The organism is Flavobacterium sp. (assembly GCF_044369455.1).
Taxonomy (GTDB): Bacteria; Bacteroidota; Bacteroidia; order Flavobacteriales; family Flavobacteriaceae; genus Flavobacterium.
Window position 1 is genome coordinate 168,258 of sequence record NZ_JBIPLW010000007.1, and the last position, 25,303, is coordinate 193,560.

Here is a 25,303-nt window from a genome sequence, read left to right on the forward strand (position 1 = left end):
AGTTAATCTAATATGTCAGCAGAAGCTCACAATCACGATCACGGTCACGACGAACACGAACACCACCATAAAGACACGTTCATCACTAAATATATTTTTAGTATTGACCACAAAATGATTGCCAAACAATACTTATTAACGGGTATTATTATGGGAGTTATAGGTGTTGGAATGTCTTTGCTCTTTAGAATGCAGTTAGCATGGCCTGAAGAATCATTTAAAGTATTTAGCTTTTTCTTAGGAGAAAAAATGGCTCCAGGTGGCGTTATGACAAACGAGGCCTACCTTTCGTTGATTACGATTCACGGAACCATAATGGTTTTCTTTGTGTTAACAGCGGCTTTGAGTGGAACCTTTAGTAATCTTTTAATTCCTCTTCAATGTGGTGCAAGGGATATGGCTTCAGGATTATTGAATATGATTTCTTATTGGTTGTTTTTTCTTTCGAGTGTTATAATGGTTTCTTCACTTTTTGTGGAATCTGGACCTGCTTCTGCTGGATGGACGATTTATCCTCCTTTAAGCGCTTTACCTCAGGCTATTTCCGGTTCAGGAACAGGTATGACCTTATGGTTAGTTTCTATGGCAATATTTATCGCAGCCTCGTTATTAGGTTCGTTAAATTATATTGTTACCGTTATCAATTTGAGAACGAAAGGAATGTCTTTTACAAGATTACCATTAACAATTTGGGCTTTCTTTATTACTGCAGTAATTGGTGTGATTTCTTTTCCAGTATTGCTTTCAGCAGCTTTAATGCTAATTATGGATAGAAGTTTTGGTACATCTTTCTTCTTATCGGACATTTATATTGCGGGAGAAGTATTGCATTATCAAGGTGGATCGCCAGTATTGTTTGAGCACTTATTTTGGTTCTTAGGTCACCCAGAAGTATATATCATTTTATTACCTGCTCTTGGAATAACTTCTGAAGTTATTGCTACTAATTCTCGTAAACCAATTTTTGGTTACCGAGCGATGATTATGTCTTTAATTGCCATTGCGTTTTTATCCACAATTGTTTGGGGTCACCACATGTTTATATCAGGTATGAATCCATTCTTAGGGTCTGTGTTTACATTTACGACTTTATTAATTGCAATTCCTTCAGCAGTAAAAGCCTTTAATTATATTACAACGCTATGGAAAGGTAATTTACAGTTAAATCCTGCGATGTTATTTTCTATTGGATTAGTATCTACTTTCATAACTGGTGGATTAACCGGAATTATTTTAGGAGATAGTACTTTAGATATCAACGTTCACGACACTTATTTTGTTGTAGCGCACTTCCACTTGGTAATGGGTATTTCTGCTCTTTACGGAATGTTTGCTGGAATTTATCATTGGTTCCCAAAAATGTTTGGTAGAATGATGAATAAAAATTTAGGGTACATTCACTTTTGGGTAACGGCCGTTAGTGCTTATGGTGTTTTCTTCCCAATGCACTTTATCGGTATGGCTGGTTTACCAAGAAGATACTATACCAATACTAATTTCCCATTATTTGACGATTTGCAAAATGTAAACGTAATAATTACTGTTTTTGCTCTTGTTGGAGGCGCATTCCAATTAGTTTTCTTATATAATTTCTTTAGTAGTATTTTCTACGGTAAGCGTACCGTTCAAAATCCATGGAAATCGAATACCTTAGAATGGACAGCGCCAATAGAGCATTTCCACGGGAATTGGCCAGGAGAGATTCCGCACGTATACAGATGGCCTTATGATTATAGTAAACCAGGACATGATGATGATTTTGTTCCTCAAAATGTTCCTATGAAACCCGGTGAAGAACAATTACACCACTAATCTAATAGATTAATTAAAGTAAATGCCTTTCGTTTAGAAAGGCATTTTTATTTGCATACAACTTTGTTATATATTTGTGATATGAATGAAAATCTCAATCCAACCAATTCTAATTTTAATCCTGAAGAACTCGACCTAGAAAAAAAGTTGAGACCCTTAACATTTGATGATTTTACAGGTCAAGATCAAGTGTTGGATAACTTAAAAGTTTTTGTTGAAGCTGCCAATCAAAGAGCAGAAGCTTTAGACCATACGTTGTTTCATGGCCCACCGGGATTAGGAAAAACCACTTTAGCGAATATTTTAGCCAACGAATTAAATGTTGGAATTAAGATTACTTCGGGACCAGTCCTTGATAAACCCGGAGATTTGGCCGGATTACTAACCAATCTTGAAGAAAGAGATGTATTGTTTATTGATGAGATTCATCGTTTAAGCCCTATTGTAGAAGAATATTTGTATTCAGCAATGGAAGACTTTAAAATTGATATTATGATTGAATCGGGACCCAATGCTCGAACGGTTCAAATCAATTTAAATCCGTTTACTCTAGTTGGAGCTACAACACGTTCTGGATTATTAACAGCACCAATGCGTGCCCGTTTCGGAATACAAAGTAGATTGCAATATTATAACACCGAACTTTTAACGACCATAGTACAAAGAAGTGCTACCATTTTGAAAATGCCAATCTCTATGGAAGCTGCCATTGAAATTGCGGGAAGAAGTAGAGGAACGCCTCGTATTGCTAATGCCTTGTTACGCCGCGTTCGTGATTTTGCTCAAATAAAAGGCAACGGAAAAATAGATATTGAAATTGCAAAATATGCTTTGAAAGCATTGCACGTTGATGCACATGGATTGGACGAAATGGATAATAAGATTTTAAATACTATTATCGATAAATTTAAAGGCGGACCAGTCGGATTGTCAACCTTGGCGACAGCCGTTTCCGAAAGTGGTGAAACCATCGAAGAAGTATATGAACCTTTTTTAATTCAAGAAGGATTTATTATGAGAACGCCGAGAGGAAGAGAAGCTACCGAGAAAGCCTATAAACATTTGGGTAAAATTAAAACTAATATTCAAGGAGGCTTGTTTTAATCCCAATTTTGTCATTCCGAAGAATGAGGAATCTCATAAACTATTTTTGTCATCAATCCAAAATCAAAATACACCCAACTCATCAAATCCGAAGCCAAACGCCTCGGGTTTCTCTCATGCGGAATCTCCAAAGCGGGTTTTTTAGAAGAAGAAGCGCCACGTTTGGAATCTTGGTTAAATCAAAATCATCACGGCGAAATGAAGTATATGGAAAACCATTTTGACAAACGGTTAAATCCGACTTTGTTGGTTGATGACGCCAAAAGCGTGATTTCATTACTGCTGAATTATTATCCTTCAGAAGTTCAAAATCTAGAAAGTTATAAGATTTCAAAATACGCTTACGGACAAGATTATCATTTTGTCATCAAAGAGAAACTAAAAGAGTTACTCTTTACTATCCAAACAGAAATTGGGGAAGTATCCGGAAGAGCGTTTGTCGATTCAGCGCCCGTTTTAGACAAAGCGTGGGCAGCCAAAAGTGGTTTGGGATGGATAGGTAAGAATAGCAATTTATTAACGCAGCAAATAGGGTCATTTTATTTTATAGCCGAATTGATAATCGATTTAGATTTGGAATACGACCATGCCACAACCGATCATTGTGGAACCTGCACAGCATGTATTGATGCGTGTCCGACAGAAGCGATTGTGTCACCTTATGTTGTTGACGGAAGTAAATGCATTTCCTATTTCACAATAGAGCTCAAAGAAAACATTCCACTAGAAATGAAGAACAAAATGGACGATTGGATGTTTGGTTGTGATGTCTGCCAAGATGTGTGTCCGTGGAATCGTTTTTCAAAATCACATAATGAACCACTTTTTAATCCAAATTCGGAAGTTTTATCTTTTACCAAAAAAGACTGGGAAGAAATCACGGAAGACACTTTTAAAAAAGTCTTTAAAAACTCAGCCGTAAAGCGAACAAAGTTGGAAGGATTGACCCGAAATATTAAATTCTTAAAAAGTTAAATAGTTATCCTCACTACATAACCTTCAAAAGTGCGCACATTAAATACCGTTCCGTCTTCAAATAATAAATACTGACCCTTTATGCCGCTTAGTTTTCCTGAAAAATTAGGTGATTTATCTAAATTCAAGCTGTTCACCTTACTTGGATAACTCAAAATGGGAAAATGCATTTCATATAAATCATTTGCATTCAAATCATAATAATCCTGAACTTCTTTGGGAATAAGATATTTTAAACTGGCTTTTTCTTTAATCAAATCTACCATTGGCCCCGAAGTTTCGGGATTCATTTTGAGCATTTTTTGCCAATTGGTTTTATCCGCATAATGATTTTTTAGTGCTACTTCGGTTATCCCAGCTAAATACCGATTGGGAACTTCTACAATTGGAATGGCCTGAATGGCACCTTGATCTATCCAACGGGTTGGCACTTGTGTTCCTCTGGTTACCCCAACTTTTACATCACTAGATAAAGCCAAATAAACGATATGAGGTTGCAATTGCACTCTTTTTTCATACTCCAAATCACGATCTTCAATTTCTAAATGTGCGGTACTTAACTCAGGTTTCATAATCCAATCGCCCGCAGCTGCCGAACTCATGAAGCAATCATAACAAAATCCCTGACGAAAAATCTTTTTCTTTTTACCGCAATGTAAACATTGATAACCCACAAAACTGATTTCCATCGGCTTGCCAAGCAATTGATTTAAACTCAAAAAACTATTCTCAAAAACCAAATAATATTGAATGGGATTCGAGAATTCGGTTTGCATTTTGGTTAATACACCTTCGTATGTCATCTTTTTATTTAGGATTAAGGAATAAGGATTAAGGAATTAATTCCTATTTTAGCGTAAAGTTACAAATCCTAAATCGTATCCCGAAACTTCGGGAGCAATTCCTAAATTCGAAACATGCCAATACCATTAATAAATTCTATTGCTTCTTGGGTTTTGAAACAGCGGATTCATCAAATTGAGCTGTTTCTGAAGTATCCGCATGAAGTTCAAGAAGAGTTAATGATGAATCTAATTCGTTCCTCTGAAGAAACGGTTGTAGGCCAAAAATATGATTTTGGAAGTATTAAATCGTATCAAACTTTTGCAGAAAGAGTTCCTGTTTCTACTTATGAAGATTTGGAGCCAATGATTGAACTTACGCGAAAAGGAGCACAAAATGTCTTTTGGAATACACCCATAAAATGGTTTGCCAAATCGAGTGGAACGACTAATGCCAAAAGCAAATTTATTCCGGTAAGCAACGAAGCGCTAGAAGATTGCCACTATAAAGGAAGTAAAGATTTGTTGTGCATGTATTTGAACAACAATGAAAATTCAGAAATGTTTTTGGGTAAAAGTCTACGTCTTGGCGGAAGTTCACAAATTTATGAAAACAACAATACCTATTTTGGAGATCTATCAGCTATACTAATAGAGAACATGCCCATTTGGGCAGAATTTAGTAGTACACCAAGCAATAAAATTTCATTAATGAGCGAATGGGAAGCAAAACTTTCCGCTATTATTAATGAAACGAAAGTAGAAAATGTAACCAGTTTTGCAGGAGTTCCTTCATGGATGTTAGTCTTGCTGAATAAAATAATGACTGAAACTGGGAAAGACAATCTTTTTGAATTGTGGCCAAATCTGGAAGTCTATTTTCATGGAGGCGTAAGTTTTGAACCTTATAGAGAGCAGTATAAAAAGATTTTGCCGCAAGATAATTTCAAATATTATGAGATTTATAATGCATCGGAAGGGTTTTTTGCGATACAAGATTTAAATTATTCTAATGATTTATTATTAATGTTGGATTACGGGATTTTTTATGAATTTATTCCGATGGATACGTTTGGAACAGAAAACCAAAAAGTAATTCGCTTAGCTGATGTTGAATTGTTTAAGAATTATGCCGTTGTAATTACAACAAATGCGGGTCTTTGGCGTTATATGATTGGTGATACCATTCGGTTTACCTCTTTAAGTCCTTACAGAATTAGAGTTACGGGAAGAACAAAACACCACATTAATGTTTTTGGTGAAGAATTGATGGTCGAAAATACCGATATGGCTTTAGCAAAAACGTGCACAACACTTCAATGCGAAGTAAAAGATTATACTGTTGCTCCTATTTTTATGAAAGACAAAGAAAAAGGTGCCCATGAATGGATGATAGAGTTTAAAAAAAATCCAGAAGACATTAACTTGTTTCATAAAACATTGGATGAAAATTTACAGTCATTAAATTCTGATTATGAAGCCAAACGTTATAATAATATGACCCTGAATCCGTTGAAAGTTAACGTGGCAAGAGAAAATCTATTTTATGATTGGTTGAAAGAGAATAATAAACTGGGCGGGCAACACAAAATTCCGAGGCTTTCTAACGAAAGAGATTATTTGGAACAATTGAAAAGTATGCAGCTGCAAGTAAAATCAGAAAAGTAATGAAAAAAGCCCTGTCGTTTTTATTCTTAATCGCCGTTTTAGCCTCCTGCGGTCCACACCGAATGAAATGCGGACCAGGAAGACGTTGTCTGGTTGAGATTCCGAAAGAAAAGATGATTGTAAACAAATCCATCTCTTGAAAACAAAATTATACCTCGCGTTATTCTGTGTTGCGTTTTTTTGGGGAACAACTTTTTTGGGAATCCGAATTGGAGTTGAAACGATTCCTCCTTTTATTTTGGCGGGAATTCGGAATTTAATAGCAGGTTCAATAATTTTTTTCTATTTGTTTTCTCAAAAAAAATTAGAAAAAGTAAGTCCAAGACAATTTTTACACGCTTTTATTTTATCCATATTAATGATTGTTTTGGCCAATGGTTTAACAACTTATGCCGAAAAATATATCACCAGCGGATTAGCATCCTTAATTTCAACATTTACGCCTTTTTGTGTTTTGATTTTGAATTTAATTTTGGGATACGAAAAATTATCTGTCAAAACAGTACTCGGAATTCTTTTGGGCATGTTTGGAATCTTCCTTATTTATCAAAGTAGTTTAAACGATTTGTTAATACCAGAGTACAGACAGGGAGTTTTTGCGCTGCTTATGGCAATTTTAGCTTGGGCAATCGGCACCATATTAACGAAAAAAGGAAGCGAAAATTCCTTGACTATGTTAATGAATGTTTGTGTTCAAATGCTCATTGCGGGTGTAGTTTTGACCGCTATTCAATTTTATTTTTCGCCTTCAATTTCAACTGATACCTGGAGTACCAGGAGCATTTTGGCTATGATTTATCTAGCGTTATTTGGTTCGGTAGTAGGTTACGTAGCTTTTAGTTATTTGATTACGCAATTACCTTCTACTAAAGTCGTAGTCTTATCATATATAAATTTAGTTGTGGCATTATTTTTAGGTTGGTTAATTCTAGATGAAATAATTACGAGTCGAATCATTGTTGCTACTATAGTTATAATTAGCGGCGTAGTGGTTGTAAACTATAAAAAACAAAATAAAATTTAACAAATTTGTAACAACTGATTTTGATATAGTCTTATGCACAATCAGCACCCGAGGCGGAGCCGAATTGTTTGGAGCGAAGCGGAGAAAATTAAAATCAATCAAAAATGAAATCAATCATACTTTCAGGAATGTTTCTTGTGGCAACCACTTTTTATGCCCAAGAAAAACCAAACAATCAAACCGTTCAAGACACGGTTAAAAATGAAAAAACAAACGAACTTAAAGAAGTTACCATTTATGGTAGTAAAAAGCAGTACATTAAGGTAGAATAAGATAAGACAACCATTAATGTTAGAGACAATGTGCGATGCTTAATAGCGGCAGTAGTTTAGAAGCCGTTAAAAAAATCCCCGCTGCCTCGCGATTCCTATCGCGTGGAAATTATCATTGAAAATTTGTTATGAAAATATAAAGTTAAACAAAAACCAAAGCTCAAAACAACTGTTTTTGAGCTTTTTTCATATTTAATTTGAGCTTGAAATTTTTTATGAAGCTATTTCCAATCGTTTCAATAAGTTTTTGCTCAATGCATCTTGCGTATATTTTAAATCGACGTGTAAATCTTTTTCGTCTGAACTTGGCAAATCATACATCGCATCGGTTAAAATGGCTTCGCAAAGTGAACGCAAACCTCTCGCTCCCAATTTATACTCCAACGCTTTGTCTACAATATAATTTAATGCTTCGTTTGAAATTGTGAATTTCACATCATCCATTCCAAATAACTTTTCGTATTGCTTGATTAACGCATTTTTAGGTTGCGTTAAAATGGCACGAAGCGTTTCTTTATCTAAAGGATCCATGTGGGTTAGCACGGGAAGTCGACCAATGATCTCCGGAATCAATCCGAAATCTTTGATGTCTTTTGGAATTACATATTGTAGTAAATTGTTTTTATCGATTCCGGCCGCGTTTTGAGAAGTAGAATACCCAATGGCTTGACGGTTTAAACGTTTTGATATTATTCTTTCAATGCCATCAAAAGCGCCACCAGCTATAAACAGAATGTCTTTGGTATTGACTTCAATGAACTTTTGGTCCGGATGTTTTCTTCCACCTTTTGGTGGCACATTTACAACAGTTCCCTCTAATAGTTTCAGCAAAGCTTGCTGCACACCTTCTCCAGAAACATCACGAGTTATGGATGGATTGTCGCTTTTACGAGCAATCTTATCAATTTCATCAATGAAGACGATGCCTCTTTCGGCTTTCGCCAAATCATAATCGGCGGCTTGTAGTAATCGGGTTAAAATACTTTCTACATCTTCACCAACATACCCTGCTTCTGTTAATACTGTGGCATCAACAATAGCTAAAGGCACTTCAAGCATACGCGCAATAGTTTTGGCAACCAATGTTTTTCCAGTTCCGGTTTGACCGACCATGATGATATTGCTTTTTTCGATTTCAACATCTTCTTCGTGTTGCAATTGCATCAATCTTTTGTAGTGATTATACACGGCAACCGACATTACTTTTTTGGTTTGGTCCTGACCAATAACGTACTCATCAAGGAAAGCACGAATTTCTTTAGGCTTTTTCAAAATCAAATCGGAGTTTGATTTCAAAATTGCTGCTCCTCCTGATTTTAGTTCTTCTATTACAATTCCATGCGCCTGCTCGATACATCGGTCACAAACATGCGCATTCACTCCAGCAATCAAAAGATTCGTTTCTGGTTTTTTCCGTCCACAAAAGGAACATTCTAAAACTTGTTTTGCCATTTTATTTGTTTATGGTTTATTGTTTTTAGTTTATGGTTAACAATAAACCACGAACCAAAAACTACAAACTTCTTATCATCTTCTTAAAACTTCATCAATCATTCCGTATTCTTTAGCTTCATCAGCAATCATCCAATAATCGCGTTCAGAATCTTTGTGTACTTTATCAAATGTTTGTCCCGAATGATGTGAAATGATTTGGTATAACTCATCTTTTAGTTTCAACATTTCTTTTAGGTTGATTTCCATATCGGTTGCTACTCCTGAAGCACCGCCTGATGGTTGATGAATCATGACTCTTGAATGCGGTAAAGCAGAACGTTTTCCGGCTGCACCAGCACATAATAAAACAGCACCCATGGATGCTGCCATTCCGGTACAAATTGTTGCAACATCTGGTTTGATGTATTGCATAGTGTCATAAATTCCTAAACCTGCATATACGCTTCCGCCTGGAGAATTGATATAGATTTGGATGTCTTTTGAGGCATCAACACTTTCCAAAAACAATAATTGTGCTTGGATGATATTGGCCATATAATCATCAACTCCGGTTCCCATGAAGATGATTCTATCCATCATCAAACGGGAGAAAACGTCTAGCTGCGAGACATTCATTTGGCGTTCTTCAATAATATAAGGCGTCATGCTACCTACGATTTTATCGTAATATAAACTGTTTACGCCATGTTTTTTGGTGGCAAATTTTTTAAATTGCTTCGCCATTTCGAGCGTAGCTCTTGGGTCTTTTCCGTAGTCCATTTTATTAGTTATGAATTTATTCCGCTGCGCTCCATACAGTTCGGCTGCGCCTCGGGTTTGAGTTAAAAATTAATTTTTATTGTTTCGTTAAGTCAAAGTTTGTGCCTTGTTATATAAAAGTGACATACTGTCGGTAAACGGAAACCCTAGCCCCGATGGAAGCGGCATCCTTTTTTGTTTTGTGCTTCGACAAGTTCAGCATGACAAAACAAAAAAGATATAGCGAACTGCGGGATTAGCTTCTAAAGATTCTGAAACGAGTTCAGAATAAAAAAGCGCCAAATTACTTTGACGCTCAAATATAATAATTATTAAATAATCTTAATGATTTAATTCACCATACATTGCTTTGATGAATTCGTCGTAGCTTACTTCTTTTGCCTTGGCTTTTACTTTGTCTTTAAACAAGTTTAGCATTTTTTCGCTCATTACTTGCTCTGACAAACGTTTTACTTCGTCTTGGTTTGACATTACACGCGCAACAATTCCTTGAACATCTTCATCGGTAGGATTCATTTGACCGAATTGCGCCATTTGTTTTTTGATAACATTCGAGGTGAAGTCTTTTAGCTCTTCGAAAGTGATTTGCAAATTGTTTTCAGCCATTATTTTCCCTTCAATAAGTTGGTAACGCAAACCGTTTTCTGATTTTGTGTATTCCGCTTCTGCTTCTTCTGCAGTCATTGGGTTTTCTCCTGCAGTTTGTATCCATTTTTTAAGGAATGAAGAAGGCAAATCGAATTTAGTACTTGCAATTAATGATTCGGTAACATCGTTTAAGAATTTTTGATCCGATTGTTGAATGAATTGTTGTTCGGCGTCTTCTTTGATTTTCGCTTTCAATTCGGCCACCGACGTAACTGCTTTTGGCCCGAATAATTTATCGAATAATTCTTGGTCTAAAGTGGCAGGTTCGTGCGTGGTTACTTCATCTATAGTGAAAGATACTTCAACATCTAGACCGTGCACATCATCATGACCAATTGCTAAGAAATCCATTAGTTTGTGATCGTCATCGAATAAACCTTTTGTTTTTAAAGTCATCACATCGCCAACTTTTTTACCGATGAAAGAATTTGCTGTCTTTTTATCAGCGAAAACATCTAAAGACAAAGTAGTTCTGTTATTGATTGCTTTTTCTTCATTTGTAAAAAATCCAGAAACGTCGTCACCTTCGCCAACAGTATCTTTTGCAATCAGTTTTCCGTATTGTTTTTGGATGCGCGCTACTTGATCGTTCAGCATTTTTTCGTCAGCAATGATTTTGTAGTGCACTAAATCGTTTTTAGCAGATAAATCAACTTTGAATTCTGGAGCTAAACCTAATTCGAATTCGAATTTATAATCTTCTAAATCCCAATTGAAATCTTCGGTTACTTTTGGCAATGGATTTCCAAGGATGTCTAATTTCTCTGCAACTAAATATTTGTTCAGATTATCTTGCAACAATTTGTTTACTTCTTCTAATAAAATAGCCTTTCCATATTGTTTTTGAATTAAACTCATAGGAACAGTTCCTTTTCTGAAACCTTTGATAGCCGCATTTTTACGATAATCTGCTAATATCTTATCTACTTTTTCGGCGTAATCATTTTTTTCCACTTCAACAGTAACAACAGCATTCAGTGCATCTACGTTATTTCTTGTAATATTCATTTTTATATCTACTAAAATTGGGTTGCAAAATTAGAACATTTCTGCAACCCAACCAAGTTTATTTTATCGATTTATATGCTATTTTTTAGCGTCACCTGTGATTTGGTATACCAACGATTGCGAAAGCGACAAAATGACGCTGAACAGCATGGCTGTCCAAAAAGAATTGACCTTAAATCCCAATATAAAATGGTCGCACAGCATAATTATAATAGCATTTATAACTAATAAAAATAATCCAAGCGTAAAAATGGTTACTGGTAACGTAAATAATACCAAAATAGGCTTTACAAAAAAGTTTAATAATCCTAAAACAATGGCGACTGTTAATGCTGTAGTGAATTCGTCAACCACAACGCCTTTCATCATATAAGCGATGGCCATTACTAAAAGTGTTGTAATAAATATCCTAATAAGTAGTTTCATTTTTTAGTATAAAATTAGTATCGGGTATAAAACTAAAGATTTATTTTGAATAATCACTTTCTTTTTCTAAATTGCCACAAATTTAAAAAAAAACTAATTATGAAAAAACTATTACTTTATTTTATGATCTTTGGTGCAATAAATTTAAATGCACAAACTACTATTTTTGAAGACAGCTTTGAAACCTATTTTGATTTTACTATCAATGATTTTGGAAGTTGGAACGGTATTGATGTTGATTTACTTCCTACTTACCTTGGTGGTCTTCCAGATGGAGCTGCAGCATGGGAAAACGCAGGAGATGCTCAAGCATTTATGATTTTTAATCCTACAGCTGCTGGAGTTACCAATGCTACGTCAGGTACTGAAGTTAGAAATTTTGACCCAAGAACAGGATTAAGGTATGCTGCTTGTTGGGCTGGTGTTCCTGCACCACCTGTAACTGCTAACAATGATTGGTTGATTAGTCCACCTGTAACTCTTGGAAGTACAGGAAATGTAATGAGTTTTTGGGCCAAATCGATGTCTAGTTCATATGGTTTAGAACGATATAGAGTGGCAATATTTGTTGGGACAGATAATCCTACACCAGCTCAATTTATTTTTTTAGCAGGTAGTCCAACAGCATTGACAGCACCATACCCAGATTGGCAAGAAAGAGTTATTTCTAGCACTCAATTGAATCCTTATAACGGTCAAACGGTTCGTTTCGGAATTCAATGTGTTAGTCCTGACGCTTACATGTTTATGGTTGATGATTTTAAAGTGACTACAACAGGTTTAAGTGTTAATGAGTCTTTAGCAAAAAAATTCAGTACGTATCCAAATCCAGCAAACAGTTTAGTGAACATTTCAAATAACGATAACATTGTTTTTACAAATGTTGCTATTAATGACATTAATGGAAGAACGGTTAAAACAATGAAAGTTAATAATCTATCAGAAGTTCAATTGGATGTAAATGAATTGAGTGCAGGTGTTTATTTTATGAATATTACTACTGATTCTGGAATTGCAGTTAAAAAATTTATTAAAAACTAACACTAAAGTATAGTTTTTAAAAAACCCTTTTCAATTTGAAAAGGGTTTTTTTATTTTAAGAATTTGCTAGTTTCCTCAAAAAACAACTTTGGATTTTCTGCATGAAGCCAATGTCCAACATTTGGAATTGTTATTAATTGATAATTTGGAAAATGCTTTTTGATTTCCGGTAAATCGGAGTCTAAAACGTATTTCGAGTTTCCGCCACGTATGAAAAGCGTGGGTTTTTCAAAATGATTTTCTTCAGGAAGCGCTTCACCAATAGTTTCAATTTTAGCATTGAAAACAGCTAGATTAAATCGGTAAGCTAATTGTCCGGGCGCAGCCCAATATAAATTTTTCATCAAAAATTGGCGTGTGCCAAAATCTGGAATGAACGGATAAAGTATTTTTTCTACTATTGTTCTGTCTGGTTTTGTTGAAAAATCAACAGCATTTAAGCCAGCTAAAATTTCTTGATGATGTGGCGCATAGTATTTTGAACTGATATCGGCAACGACTAATTTATCTACCTTTTCGCGATATGTCGTTGCAAATAACATGGCAACTTTTCCGCCCATTGAATGCCCTATAATGGTAACTTTTGACAGATTATGATGTTGGCAATATTCTAAAATATCATTCGACATTACATTATAATTAAACTCGTTCGAATGGAAACTTTTGCCGTGGTTTCTTAAGTCAATCATGTGTACTTGAAAACCTACGGCAGTATAAAGCGAACCGAAAGATTTCCAATTGTCGGACATTCCGAGAAAACCGTGAATAATAATTAACGGTTTGCCATTTCCTTCTATTCTGGAGTGTAAAATCATTTTAATTTTTGCAAATACATATTCACCACATTGTCCAAACCAAGATACAACGCTTCTGAAATTAAGGCGTGACCTATCGAAACTTCCAACAATCCTGGAATATTATCTTTAAAAAATTTAATGTTTTCCAAACTTAAATCGTGTCCGGCATTAATTCCCAGATTCAATTCGTTACACAAAACAGCTGCTTTTGTATAAGGTTCAACAGCGTTTTTGTTTCCCAAACCGTATTCATGGGCAAAGGCTTCGGTGTATAATTCGATTCTATCCGTTCCTGTTTTTTTAGCACCTTCTATCATTTCTAAAATTGGGTCAACAAAAATAGAAGTGCGGATTCCGTTGCGATGAAATTCCTGAATTACTTCGGTTAAATACGATATGTTTTTAATAGTGTCCCAGCCAGCGGAAGAAGTAATAGCGCCAATAGCATCGGGAACCAAAGTCACTTGCTCGGGTTTACATTCGAGAACCAAATCGATAAAATTGTGTTGCGGATTACCTTCTATATTGAATTCAGTGTAGACAATTGGTCTCAAATCACGCGCATCTTGGTAGCGAATATGCCTTTCATCTGGTCTTGGATGAATGGTTATTCCTTCTGCACCAAATCTTTGAATGTCTTTCGCAACTTGCAATAAATCGGGAACATTTCCGCCACGAGCATTGCGCAAAGTCGCTATTTTGTTAATGTTTACACTTAGTTTTGTCATCATTTTAATTTTTAGCCACAGATTTACAGACTATCTTTTACTGTTAATTATAAAAAAATCAGTGAATCTGTGGCTATTAATATATCCCAACAAAAATACAAAGTAAAACTAAGTCATCATGTCCCAAAATTTGATTATTTTGCAGTCGCTAACAGAAAAGAGGACATGAGGCAACTATCAGAGTATATCAATAATGATTTTAAACCTATTTCGAATAATGAATCGGTACGAGAAATCCAGGATTTCTTTACAGAAATTAATTATTCACATTTTCCAGTTATGGATAATGAAGTATACATCGGTAGTGTTTCTGCAGTTGACGCAGAAACTTTTGAGCCCCAAAAACGTATTAGTGATTATCGCTATTCACTTGAAGGTTTTTTTGTAAGAACAACAATGAATTGGATGGATGTTTTAGAAGTATTTGCCAGAAGCAATGCTACTATTGTCCCTATTTTAGATGAAACCAATACCTATGTTGGTTATTACGAAATGACAGACATCATCAAATTTTTAAATGAAACGCCTTTTCTTAAGGAAACAGGAGGAATAATAATTGTTGAAAAACCTGTGGCTGATTATTCGATGAGTCAGATTACACAAATAGTTGAGAGTAACAATGGTAAACTTCTAGGGGTTTTTGTTTCGGAAGCTAATGCCGAAAAAGTTCAGGTAACCATAAAAACTACTTTGGGTGGAATTAATGAAATTATTCAATCCTTCCGCCGCTATAACTATGAAATCATATCAGAACATCACGAAGATGATTATTTGAATACACTAAAAGAACGTTCGGAATATTTAGATAAATATTTAAATATCTAAATAATGAAATCGCCACTAACAATTAGTTTTTTGCAAAAAAACACGAATAATAAAAAGGCGACCCAAGAGCTTTGCTCGAACCTGTCTGCCGACAGGCAGGCTGGCGAAGCATACCCTATATGACCGCTGATAAATAAACACTTACATATATGAAAGTCGCCATCTTCGGACAATACTATCAAAATGATACGAGACCAATTATTAAGGATATTTTTGTTTTTTTCAACAAGAATAATGTGGAGTTGGTTATAGAAGAAAAATTTCTGAAAATATTATATGAAGAAGAGATTGTTGCCAAGCCATACAATACTTTCGCTTCACACAAAGATTTAGATGCTAGTTTTGATATACTAATCAGTATCGGAGGAGACGGAACGATACTAAGGGCGGCAACTTTTGTGCGCGATTCAGGAATACCAATGCTCGGCGTAAATGCTGGAAGACTTGGGTTTTTGGCAAAAGTTCAAAAAGATAATATCGAATCCTTTCTTCAAATTGTTTTAGAAAAAAAATACTCTATTTCAGAAAGAACATTGTTAACGATGGAATGTATTCCGAATTCTTCAGGAATTGACATCAATTTTGCCATGAACGAGGTGACCGTTAGTAGAAAAGATACCACTTCGATGATAACTATAGATACTTATTTGAATGGTGAACATTTGAATTCGTATTGGGCTGACGGTTTAATTATTTCAACGCCTACAGGTTCTACGGGTTATTCTATGAGTTGTGGTGGGCCAATTTTGACCCCAGAAGTAAAAGGGTTTGTTATTACGCCTATTGCACCTCACAATCTCTCTGCAAGACCACTTGTGATTCCCGATGACACCGAAATTAAACTAAGAGTTTCAGGCAGAGAAGAACAATATTTAGTTTCTTTAGATTCAAGAATCAGTTCCATCAATAATAATTCGGAGTTGGTAATAAAAAAAACACCATTTAAAATTAATATGGTAGAAATTCCAGAAGAAACCTTTCTTAATACACTTCGCAACAAGCTACTTTGGGGAGAAGACAAAAGAAATTAGAAAAATTCCCCTTTCGTTTTATACTACATTTCTAATTAATGCGTTTTAGAATATAAACTGTTGCAACATCAATAATCATTAGTGCTTTATTTTATTTGACAGAAATCCTAAAATCATGTTAAATAAGTACTTAGAATTGTTATATTTGCACGCTATTTTCAATTTGAATGAAAAATATTTTAGTTTTATTTTTTTGTTTGATTTCCCAAAATATTTTGACAGCACAAATTCACGAAATTGGTGTTTTCTTGGGAGGAAGTAATTTTATTGGTGATGTGGGTAAAACCAATTATGTAACTCCAAACGAACCTGCCATTGGAATCTTATACAAGTGGAACAGAAGTCCAAGACATTCTTATAGGTTTTCCTTTATGCAGTCAACTATCTCAGGAAATGATTTAGATTCTGAAGTTCCTGGAAGAGTTCAAAGAGGGTATAAATTTAAAAATGATATAAAAGAGTTTTCAGCAGGATTGGAGTTTGATTTTTTCGATTTTAATTTACACGAGTTGTTGAAAAAAAAGATAACGCCCTATGTGTTTTCTGGAGTTTCTTATTTTGCTTATGACGAATTGTTTGTCGTAAACGGAGAAACAAAAAAAGATTATACAGCAAGTTCGTTTGCCATTCCGATGATTGTAGGAGTAAAAGGAACTATTCTTGAGAATTTTATCCTCGGATTTGAAGTTGGAGCAAGATATACGTTCACTGATAATTTAGATGGGAGTTTGCCAAAAAATCAAAATTTAGAATCATTGAAATTTGGTAATATAAATAGCAAAGATTGGTATGTATTTACGGGCTTTACGCTCACGTATACATTTGGCGAAAAACCGTGTTATTGCGCAGATTAAAAAATGAGTTTACTAGAGAATATAAATAAAGACAACTTACCCAAACATCTAGCCATCATTATGGATGGTAATGGTCGTTGGGCAAAACAACAGGGGTTTTTAAGAGCATTTGGACATGAAAAAGGAACAAAATCAGTGAAGATTACTGTAGAAACTTGTGCCAAATTAGGAATTGAAAACCTTACATTATATGCTTTTTCTACAGAAAATTGGAATAGACCAAAATTAGAAGTAGACACATTAATGAGTCTGTTAGTGAATTCATTAAAAAATGAATTAAAAACTCTAGGAGATAATAATATTCGTCTTAATTGCATTGGTAATATTGATTTGCTTCCAGTTAAAGCCAAAGCAGCCCTTTTATCAGTTATCGAAAAAACAAGAAACAACACTAGAATGACATTAACATTAGCCTTGAGCTATGGTTCTAGAGAAGAATTAGTTAATGCAGTTAAAATTATAAGTGAGAAAGTTAAAAATAATATAATTTCTATAGACACTATTGATGAATCAATTATAAATGAGCATCTTTACACGCGAAATTTACCTGATGTAGATTTAGTAATTAGAACCAGCGGTGAACACCGGATTAGTAATTTTTTGTTATGGCAAATTGCCTATGCTGAATTTTATTTTACCGATGTTTTGTGGCCTGATTTTAAAGAAGAAGACTTATACACAGCCATTATTAGCTATCAAAAAAGAGAACGCAGATTCGGAAAGACAAGTGAACAAATTAAATAAAATTTCAGTGCAGATTAAATCTTTAAAAGTACTTCTGTTAATTATATTATTTGGAAGTATTTTTCAATTACAAGCCCAAGAAAGACTTCCATTTGACCAAGGCAAAAAATATATTTTAGCGAATGTTAAAGTAAACGGGAAAATTAGTTATAATGAACAAACCGTAATAACATTTACTGGTTTGGAAAGGGGTCAACAAATCATTGTTCCAGGTGAAGAAACTAGTAATGCAATAAAAAAACTTGGGAAATTAGGTCTTTTTAGCGATATCTATTTTTATGTAAATAAAATTGAAGGAGATAGTCTTTGGTTAGATTTAGATATAGTAGAACTTCCAAAACTTAATGAAGTTAAATTCCAAGGGATAAAAAAATCAAAAGTTGAAGCATTAATCAAAGATAACGGTTTGACAAAAGGGAAGATTGTTAATGAAAATTTAATTACAACCACCCGAAATTATATCGAAAATAAGTACAAAAAAGATGGTTATTTCAACACCAAAGTTTTTATAAATACAATAGTTGATACCACAGAAGGGAATCAAGTAAAAATGCTGGTCAATATTGATAAAGGAGATAAACTTAAGATATCCAAAATCACTTTTGATGGTAATGAAAAATTCTCAGACGCAAAGCTGAGAAAAGCCATGAAAAACACTAAGCAAATTAATCCAATCCGGATTTTCAAAGCGTCTAAGTTTATTAAAGAAAAGTATAAGGAGGATTTAACCACTATCATCGAAAAATATAAAGAAAAAGGATATCGAGATGCCAGAGTTATAAGTGATTCGGTATATTTAAATGCGAAGAAAACAAAATTAGCAGTTAATATTAAGGTAGAAGAAGGTAAAAAATACCGTTTTGGGGACATTAAATTTTTGGGGAACTCGGTATATTCGGACCAATTGTTAAGCAGAATTCTTGGCATAAAAAAAGGAGACACTTACAATGGAGTTTTGTTAGAAAAAAGAATTGCTGATAAGTCAAAACCGGACGGTGAAGACATCACAAACTTATATCAAAATAGTGGTTACTTATTTTCAAATGTCAATGCCGTGGAAGTAAAAACAGCAAATGATAGCATCGATTTTGAAATTAGAATTACAGAAGGTCCAGTCGCTTATTTTAATAATATTACTGTAGTGGGAAATGATAAAACCAATGACAGAGTAATTTATAGAGAATTAAGAACAAAACCAGGCCAAAAATACAGTAAAGATGACTTGGTCAGAACCATTCGTGAAATTGGACAATTAGGGTTTTTTGATCCTGAAGCAATTGATCCTAAATTTAAAAACGTAGACCCAGCGGCAGGAACAGTTGATATTGAATATAATGTTGTTGAAAAAGGTTCTAGCCAAATTGAACTTCAAGGAGGTTATGGTGGCGGTGGATTTATAGGAACTTTAGGACTTTCTTTTAATAATTTCTCCGCCAGAAATTTGTTTAAAAAAGAGGCGTACAAACCATTGCCAATGGGTGATGGACAAAAAGTGTCTTTACGTTTACAAGCTAGTGCATTTTTCCAGACCTACAGCTTGTCCTTTTCTGAGCCTTGGCTTGGCGGAAAAAAGCCACTGCAGTTTTCAAGTTCATTATCACACAGTAAGCAATTTCTCTTTTCAGGAAATTCAAGAGATGTAGATAGAAACAAAAGTTTTAATATAACTACGTTGTCTATGGGAATTGCAAAAAGACTAACAGTTCCTGATGATTTCTTTGTATTTCAAAGCTCCGTGAGTTTTCAATTTTATGATTTAAATAATTATAATACTGGATTATTTACTTTTGGAGATGGCGCATCAAGAAACTTAGCCTACACTATTGGCTTAACCAGAAACAATAAAGGTATTAATCCTATATATCCAACATCGGGTTCAGAATTTAGTGTTTCAGCCAAATTTACCCTCCCGTATTCGTTGTTTAATGGAATTGATTATGCAGACTTAGAAAATCAAAAAGAATACAAACTGAGATATAGAGAAAACGCCGGGTTAATTACTGTTCCAACATCATCGGGACAGCTTGCTCAAGTTGACGATTATTTGCTGCAAGTTAACCCTGGGGCAACTCAAGGAAATGAAATCTATCAAACTGTAGGTCAAGATTTTGAACGAGCATCAGCTGATAGAGCAAAAGTTGATCAGCAAAGATTTAATTGGTTAGAATATTACAAACTTAAATTTAAAGCAGATTGGTTTACAAGACTAGCCGGTTCACAGTCAAAAGCACTCGTGTTAAGAGCTCTGGGTGAGTTTGGATATTTAGGTGCATATAATAGTGGGAGAGGATTAGTGCCATTTGAAAGATTCTTCCTTGGTGGAGATGGATTGGCTAACTTTGCATTAGACGGAAGAGAAATAATACAATTAAGAGGATATCCGAATCAATCATTATCCTCACCAGATGGAGCCACTATTTATAATAAATATTCATTGGAGCTAAGGTATCCTTTGACATTAAAAGCAGCTGCATCAATTTATGTTTTGGGTTTTCTTGAAGCGGGGTCATCATATGATACTTTCAAAGACTACAATCCTTTTGTACTTCAACGTTCAGCAGGATTTGGACTAAGAGTATTTATGCCGGCTTTTGGATTGTTAGGAATTGACTTTGCTAATGGTTTTGATGCTGTTCCGGGTTTTACGAATCCGAATGGTTGGGAAACACATTTTATAATTGGACAACAATTTTAATTATATTTGATACATTATTTCTAAATTACAAATCGAATGAAAAAATATTTTGCAATAACAATTATAACTATATTCGCTGTTTTTCAGACAGTTGCGCAAACACGAGGTGTAAAAATTGGTTACATTGATATGGAGTATATTCTACAAAATGTTCCCGATTATAGTGAAGCAAAAAGTCAATTAGAACAAAAAGCTCAAAAATGGAAACAAGATATTGAAGCAAAGAAAATCGAAATAGCAAAACTTAAAGATGCGTTAAAAACGGAAAGAGCTTTATTGACAAAAGAATTAATAGATGAACGCGAAGAAGAAATAAAATTTCAAGACGACGAACTTTTAGATTTTCAACAAAAGAAATTTGGACCTAATGGTGATTTGATGACACAAAAAGCCGTATTAGTAAAGCCAATTCAAGATCAGGTCTTTACAGCTGTTCAAGATATAGCAGAAGCAAAAAAATATGATTTTGTTTTTGATAAATCATCTGATTTAACGATGCTTTTTGCAGCTAAAAGATATGATATCAGTGATCAAGTAATCAGAGTTATTACTAGGGCGGAAAAAAGACAGCAATTAAGTAAAAAGGAACAAAAGGAGCAAGCTAAAAAAGAGTATCAAGAAGATGTAACAGATGAAAACCCTGCATTAACGGAAAGAAAAAGAATACTTGAAGAAAAAAAATTGGCTCGTGAAAAAGTAGTTGCAGATAAAAAAGTTGCTGCCGAAGCAAAAAAAGCGGAACAAGCTGCTAAAAGAAAAGAGTTACTTGAGGCTAAGAATAGTAAAAAAACGGGTAATACTGGAGCTAATCAACCCAATTCAAGCACATCAGATTCAACAGCGGTTATCAATAGCAAAGACGCAAAAATCGCAGAAAGAGCAAAGCTTTTAGAAGATAGAAAAGTTGCAGCTGATGCAAAAAAAGCGGAGAGAGATGCTAAACGTCAAGAATTACTCGATGCCAAGAATGGAAAAAAAATTGGCACGGTTCCTGTTAATGAGAAATTAGGAGGAGATGGTGCACCTCCGACGGCAGATAATAAAACAGTTTCAGATTCTACCACTGTTGTAGATCCTAAAGCAGCAAAAGCTGCTGAAAGAGCTAAACTTTTAGAAGATAGAAAAAAAGCGTTAGATGAGAAAAAGAGAAAAGCTTTAGAAGATAGAGAAGCTGCTAAAAAAGCAAAAGAGGAAAAAAATAAAACAAAAACAGAATAATAAAACAATAATTAATTAATACTTTTTAAAATGAAACGATTGAAATCATTACTATTAGCTACGGTGTTATGTTTAGGAACAAGTTATACTATTAGCGCACAAGCTAAAACTGCTCATGTAGATGTAAATGAGATAATTTCTAAAATGCCAGCGATGATTGATGCTCAAAAACAATTAGAAAAATTGAGCGGAACGTATGACGCAGAATACAAAACAATGGCAGAAGAATATCAAAACAAAATTAAAAAATACGATCAAGAAGCTTCAACTGTTGGAGATGCAGTTAATGCTACTCGTCAAACAGAAGTTCAAGATTTGGTGAAACGTATTACAGATTACAGAGACAATGCTCAAAAGGAATTGCAAAAGAAAGAAGCAGATATGGTAAAACCGTTAATGGATAAAATCAAAGCTTCTATTTCAAAAGTTGGTAAAGCAAAAGGATTTCAATACGTTTTAAATATTGCTGATTTACTTTTGGCCGATGGTCCAGATTTAACAGCTGATGTAAAAAAAGATTTAGGGTTTTAATCTGAACTTGTCTAAACTTAACTTACTTCAGAATTTTAGATTCTCAAGTAATTATATTAAAAACTGCTCTCCCGAAGCTTCGGGATTTGAGCAGTTTTTTTTACTTTTGTTTCTATGAGCAATAACAATCCTATTGGACTTTTTGATTCAGGAATTGGAGGAACTTCCATTTGGATGGAAATTCACGATTTGCTCCCAAATGAAAATACAATTTATCTAGCGGATAGCAAAAATGCACCTTACGGACAAAAATCAAAAGAAGAAATTATTCAGCTCAGTATAAAAAACACGGAGTATCTTTTGAATAAAAACTGTAAAATAATAGTCGTTGCTTGTAATACTGCTACAACAAATGCAATTAAGGTATTAAGAGCTAATTACCACGTTCCTTTCATTGGTATTGAACCGGCTATAAAACCAGCAGCCATAAATTCTAAAAAGAACATAATCGGTATTCTGGCTACTCAAGGAACCTTGAATAGTGAGTTGTTTCATCAAACGGCTGAGAAATTTCAAGACACTAAAATTATTGAACAAATCGGGCATGGTTTGGTTTCACTTATTGAAAAAGGTGAAATTAATTCTAAAGAAATGAATACGCTTCTTCATCAGTATTTAGAACCAATGATTGATGCCAATATTGATTATTTGGTGCTCGGCTGTAGTCATTACCCTTATCTAATTCCTCAGATAAAAAAAATACTTCCAAAAGACATTAAAATAATTGATTCAGGAGAAGCAGTAGCACGACAAACAAAAAGTATATTATCAGAAAGAAATGCGTTAAATAACGGTAAGGAAAATGGTAATGTAATTTTTTATACCAATTCCAATCCAAAGATTCTAAATGACATTCTGGAAAGTAAATACAAAGTAATCCATAAAGATTTTTAGGAGCCAACCTGCCGGCAGGCAGGACTTTAGGAATTTTTTTTAAACCATTAACCTGCTGTCAGCTTTACTCTGGCTACCGGCAGGCAGGATCAGGGCTAATCTCAAACAAAAGGCATTCTTCATTCGTTTTTAAACCAACCAGAATACATCACATAATTATTCGAAATGCGTTCTATTTCTCCAGCAAAATCAGACTGGTCAATATCTTTTACTTTCTTGGCTGGAACACCCGCATAAATCGTCCCCGATTCAACAACTGTGTTTTGAGTAACCACGGCGCCAGCTGCAATAATTGAATTGCTTTCAACAATACAATTATCCATTACGATGGCACCCATACCTATTAAAACATTATCATGAATTTTACATCCGTGCACAATAGCATTGTGTCCAATAGATACATTATTACCAATTTCAGTAGGATGTTTTTGATAGGTACAATGAATAATGGCACCATCTTGTATATTTACTTTATTCCCAATTTTTATATAATGAACATCGCCGCGAATTACGGCATTGAACCAAACACTACAGGATTCCCCCATAGTAACATCTCCAACTATTGTAGCATTTTCAGCAACAAAACAATCATTAGGAATAGCAGGTGTTTTACCGTTTACAGCTTTTATTATCATGTCTAAAAAAATTGTCCCGATAAATCGGGACAGTTATATGAGTTAATTAATTGCAGGACAATTACAGTGGTATTTTTCTGGTTTGCAGAATAAATTAATACCTAAAGTTATTTGGTGAAAGCCACCTGTGTCAAAATTTACATCTCCAATTAACTGTGAATAAGTATAGGAAACCATATATTGTTTAAAGTTCAAGCCAACTATCGGAGTTATATACTGTAATTTTTGATCAGCTACTCCATTTCCTTGTACATATTGAGCTCCATCGAGACTTCTCCTGTAGGATATTCCTCCCCATAATTTACCAAACTCTAAATTTTTATAAGCTTTTAAATTAATGTCTACTGTTTTTTCTTGGGTTAGTGTTACTAACTGAAACATAAAAGAAGGTTCCCATAGAATGCGTTCTGAATCTCCAAAAGTATATCCCGAATTCAAAATAAATCGTCGCAAGTTTACAGGCTCGCTATCGGTGTAGAGTTTTCGATCACTTGCCAATGCATTTTTCACAGTAGCATGAACATAAAAATCTAAAAAATTATAGGATGCTCCAATATCAACATTAAAATAGGTTGACCTCTGAATTGAACCAAATATAGCAGGATCAAAATCAGGATTATTATCATAAAAAGTACTTTCATCTAAATTACTTTGGATAAATCCTGCACTCATACCAAATGAAAGTTGGTTTAAGTCAATATTATCACGAGAAAACATGAGATGGTGTGCATATGTTAATTTCATTCCACTTTGAGAATGATAACCGTTTCTATCGTTGAAAACTATAATTCCCCCGCCTGATCGTTCACCTAAAGCTCCATTAAAGCTTAAAGTTTGTAAGGCTGGCGCATCTTTTTGTCCAAACCATTGTTGTCTTCCTGTTAGTCTGAGTTTTGTACAACTCGCAGCTCCAGCCATTGAGGGATGAAGCAAATAATAATTATCCGATAAATAATCAGAATAAACAGGCAAACCTTCTTGTGAATTTGCAAATTGTGCTACTACTAGTAGGGCTAATAAATAAATCTTTCTAAAATTCATATTAACTATCTTTTTAATGAGAAATGGGCTCTAAATTGTTTCGATTTTCCGTCGCTTGGTTCTACAAAATCAACAGTAAACCAGTAATCATCTGCAGGCAAAAGTCGTCCGTTATACGTTCCGTCCCATCCTTGTCCATTTGAACTGATTTGTTTCATTAGTTTTCCATAGCGGTCAAATATATAAATTTTGGCGTTAAGTTGTGTGCTTAATCCAACAATATTCCACGTATCATGTATTCCATCTCCGTTTGGTGTAAAATAATACGGATAATCTATGGTTTGAACCAGCTCTATAATTAATTCTTCACAACTGTACGCCAAGCCTCCTGCATTA

The 25,303-nt window shown here is 34.4% G+C and carries 25 protein-coding genes; 15 read left to right on the forward strand and 10 right to left on the reverse strand.

The window, feature by feature from the left end:
* Positions 1–12: 12 nt before the first annotated feature.
* From ACIQ2L_RS08815 to queG, 3 genes are all read left to right on the forward strand, one after another.
* Complete coding sequence (locus ACIQ2L_RS08815; protein ID WP_396157860.1) at positions 13–1,812, forward strand: cbb3-type cytochrome c oxidase subunit I; 1,800 nt, start codon at positions 13–15, stop codon at positions 1,810–1,812.
* An 81-nt stretch (positions 1,813–1,893) separates the two neighbouring features.
* Positions 1,894–2,916 (forward strand): Holliday junction branch migration DNA helicase RuvB, encoded by a 1,023-nt coding sequence (gene ruvB, locus ACIQ2L_RS08820; RefSeq protein ID WP_396157862.1) that lies wholly within the window; start codon positions 1,894–1,896, stop codon positions 2,914–2,916.
* A 51-nt stretch (positions 2,917–2,967) separates the two neighbouring features.
* On the forward strand, positions 2,968–3,891 hold the full coding sequence (gene queG, locus ACIQ2L_RS08825; RefSeq protein ID WP_396157901.1) for a tRNA epoxyqueuosine(34) reductase QueG: 924 nt from the start codon (positions 2,968–2,970) through the stop codon (positions 3,889–3,891).
* Here the strand turns inward: queG and ACIQ2L_RS08830 are convergent.
* Positions 3,888–4,694, reverse strand: a complete 807-nt coding sequence (locus ACIQ2L_RS08830) for a DUF2797 domain-containing protein (RefSeq protein WP_396157864.1) — start codon at positions 4,692–4,694, stop codon at positions 3,888–3,890. The genes queG and ACIQ2L_RS08830 overlap by 4 nt on opposite strands.
* Positions 4,695–4,808: 114 nt before the next feature.
* Between ACIQ2L_RS08830 and ACIQ2L_RS08835 the strand changes: the two genes are divergently transcribed.
* The 3 genes from ACIQ2L_RS08835 (at position 4,809) to ACIQ2L_RS08845 (ending at position 7,637) form a co-directional block, all read left to right on the forward strand.
* Positions 4,809–6,341 (forward strand): GH3 auxin-responsive promoter family protein, encoded by a 1,533-nt coding sequence (locus ACIQ2L_RS08835; RefSeq protein WP_396157866.1) that lies wholly within the window; start codon positions 4,809–4,811, stop codon positions 6,339–6,341.
* 136 nt (positions 6,342–6,477) lie between these two features.
* On the forward strand, positions 6,478–7,365 hold the full coding sequence (locus ACIQ2L_RS08840; RefSeq protein ID WP_396157868.1) for a DMT family transporter: 888 nt from the start codon (positions 6,478–6,480) through the stop codon (positions 7,363–7,365).
* 104 nt (positions 7,366–7,469) lie between these two features.
* A complete protein-coding gene (locus ACIQ2L_RS08845; protein ID WP_396157870.1) occupies positions 7,470–7,637 on the forward strand; it encodes a hypothetical protein in 168 nt (55 codons plus the stop codon).
* 213 nt (positions 7,638–7,850) lie between these two features.
* On the opposite strand, the gene clpX is transcribed toward ACIQ2L_RS08845, so the two are convergent.
* The 4 genes from clpX to ACIQ2L_RS08865 all read right to left on the reverse strand — a co-directional run bounded on the left by clpX (position 7,851) and on the right by ACIQ2L_RS08865 (position 11,933).
* Positions 7,851–9,089 carry an ATP-dependent Clp protease ATP-binding subunit ClpX gene (gene clpX / locus ACIQ2L_RS08850; RefSeq protein WP_396157872.1) on the reverse strand — a complete coding sequence of 413 codons (1,239 nt, stop codon included), beginning with the start codon at positions 9,087–9,089 and terminating at the stop codon, positions 7,851–7,853.
* Positions 9,090–9,164: 75 nt separating this feature from the next.
* Positions 9,165–9,851, reverse strand: coding sequence for an ATP-dependent Clp endopeptidase proteolytic subunit ClpP (gene clpP / locus ACIQ2L_RS08855; protein ID WP_396157874.1), 687 nt, complete (start codon positions 9,849–9,851; stop codon positions 9,165–9,167).
* 321 nt (positions 9,852–10,172) lie between these two features.
* On the reverse strand, positions 10,173–11,507 hold the full coding sequence (gene tig / locus ACIQ2L_RS08860) for a trigger factor (RefSeq protein WP_396157876.1): 1,335 nt from the start codon (positions 11,505–11,507) through the stop codon (positions 10,173–10,175).
* A gap of 78 nt (positions 11,508–11,585) precedes the next feature.
* Positions 11,586–11,933: a phage holin family protein gene (locus tag ACIQ2L_RS08865; RefSeq protein WP_396157878.1), complete on the reverse strand. Its 348-nt coding sequence runs from the start codon at positions 11,931–11,933 to the stop codon at positions 11,586–11,588.
* Between the two features lie 99 nt (positions 11,934–12,032).
* Here ACIQ2L_RS08865 and ACIQ2L_RS08870 point away from each other — a divergent pair, with 99 nt between their 5' ends.
* Positions 12,033–12,974, forward strand: a complete 942-nt coding sequence (locus ACIQ2L_RS08870; protein ID WP_396157880.1) for a T9SS type A sorting domain-containing protein — start codon at positions 12,033–12,035, stop codon at positions 12,972–12,974.
* A 50-nt stretch (positions 12,975–13,024) separates the two neighbouring features.
* Here ACIQ2L_RS08870 and ACIQ2L_RS08875 read toward each other — a convergent pair whose 3' ends face one another.
* A complete protein-coding gene (locus tag ACIQ2L_RS08875) occupies positions 13,025–13,786 on the reverse strand; it encodes an alpha/beta fold hydrolase (RefSeq protein WP_396157903.1) in 762 nt (253 codons plus the stop codon).
* Complete coding sequence (locus tag ACIQ2L_RS08880; RefSeq protein ID WP_396157905.1) at positions 13,786–14,499, reverse strand: pyridoxine 5'-phosphate synthase; 714 nt, start codon at positions 14,497–14,499, stop codon at positions 13,786–13,788. Before ACIQ2L_RS08880 ends, ACIQ2L_RS08875 begins: the two co-directional genes overlap by 1 nt.
* Before the next feature lie 165 nt (positions 14,500–14,664).
* Here ACIQ2L_RS08880 and ACIQ2L_RS08885 point away from each other — a divergent pair, with 165 nt between their 5' ends.
* The 8 genes from ACIQ2L_RS08885 to murI all read left to right on the forward strand — a co-directional run bounded on the left by ACIQ2L_RS08885 (position 14,665) and on the right by murI (position 23,291).
* Positions 14,665–15,324: a CBS domain-containing protein gene (locus ACIQ2L_RS08885; RefSeq protein WP_396157907.1), complete on the forward strand. Its 660-nt coding sequence runs from the start codon at positions 14,665–14,667 to the stop codon at positions 15,322–15,324.
* Positions 15,325–15,473: 149 nt separating this feature from the next.
* A complete protein-coding gene (locus tag ACIQ2L_RS08890; protein WP_396157882.1) occupies positions 15,474–16,355 on the forward strand; it encodes an NAD kinase in 882 nt (293 codons plus the stop codon).
* 167 nt (positions 16,356–16,522) lie between these two features.
* On the forward strand, positions 16,523–17,209 hold the full coding sequence (locus tag ACIQ2L_RS08895; RefSeq protein ID WP_396157884.1) for a DUF6089 family protein: 687 nt from the start codon (positions 16,523–16,525) through the stop codon (positions 17,207–17,209).
* 3 nt (positions 17,210–17,212) lie between these two features.
* Positions 17,213–17,953 carry an isoprenyl transferase gene (locus ACIQ2L_RS08900; protein ID WP_396157886.1) on the forward strand — a complete coding sequence of 247 codons (741 nt, stop codon included), beginning with the start codon at positions 17,213–17,215 and terminating at the stop codon, positions 17,951–17,953.
* On the forward strand, positions 17,850–20,648 hold the full coding sequence (locus tag ACIQ2L_RS08905) for an outer membrane protein assembly factor (protein ID WP_396157909.1): 2,799 nt from the start codon (positions 17,850–17,852) through the stop codon (positions 20,646–20,648). The genes ACIQ2L_RS08900 and ACIQ2L_RS08905 overlap by 104 nt, the downstream gene beginning before the upstream one ends.
* Before the next feature lie 36 nt (positions 20,649–20,684).
* Positions 20,685–21,866, forward strand: a complete 1,182-nt coding sequence (locus ACIQ2L_RS08910) for an OmpH family outer membrane protein (RefSeq protein WP_396157888.1) — start codon at positions 20,685–20,687, stop codon at positions 21,864–21,866.
* Between the two features lie 30 nt (positions 21,867–21,896).
* Positions 21,897–22,397, forward strand: coding sequence for an OmpH family outer membrane protein (locus ACIQ2L_RS08915; RefSeq protein WP_396157890.1), 501 nt, complete (start codon positions 21,897–21,899; stop codon positions 22,395–22,397).
* A 114-nt stretch (positions 22,398–22,511) separates the two neighbouring features.
* The gene (murI, locus tag ACIQ2L_RS08920; protein ID WP_396157892.1) at positions 22,512–23,291 is read left to right on the forward strand and encodes a glutamate racemase; all 780 of its coding nucleotides are present in this window, start codon (positions 22,512–22,514) and stop codon (positions 23,289–23,291) included.
* 119 nt (positions 23,292–23,410) lie between these two features.
* Here the strand turns inward: murI and ACIQ2L_RS08925 are convergent, their stop codons facing one another.
* The 3 genes from ACIQ2L_RS08925 to ACIQ2L_RS08935 all read right to left on the reverse strand — a co-directional run.
* Positions 23,411–23,926, reverse strand: coding sequence for a gamma carbonic anhydrase family protein (locus tag ACIQ2L_RS08925; RefSeq protein WP_396157894.1), 516 nt, complete (start codon positions 23,924–23,926; stop codon positions 23,411–23,413).
* 42 nt (positions 23,927–23,968) lie between these two features.
* Positions 23,969–24,967, reverse strand: coding sequence for a type IX secretion system membrane protein PorP/SprF (locus tag ACIQ2L_RS08930; protein WP_396157897.1), 999 nt, complete (start codon positions 24,965–24,967; stop codon positions 23,969–23,971).
* Between the two features lie 5 nt (positions 24,968–24,972).
* On the reverse strand, positions 24,973–25,303 hold a 331-nt coding region (locus tag ACIQ2L_RS08935), incomplete at its 5' end, for a T9SS type B sorting domain-containing protein (protein WP_396157899.1).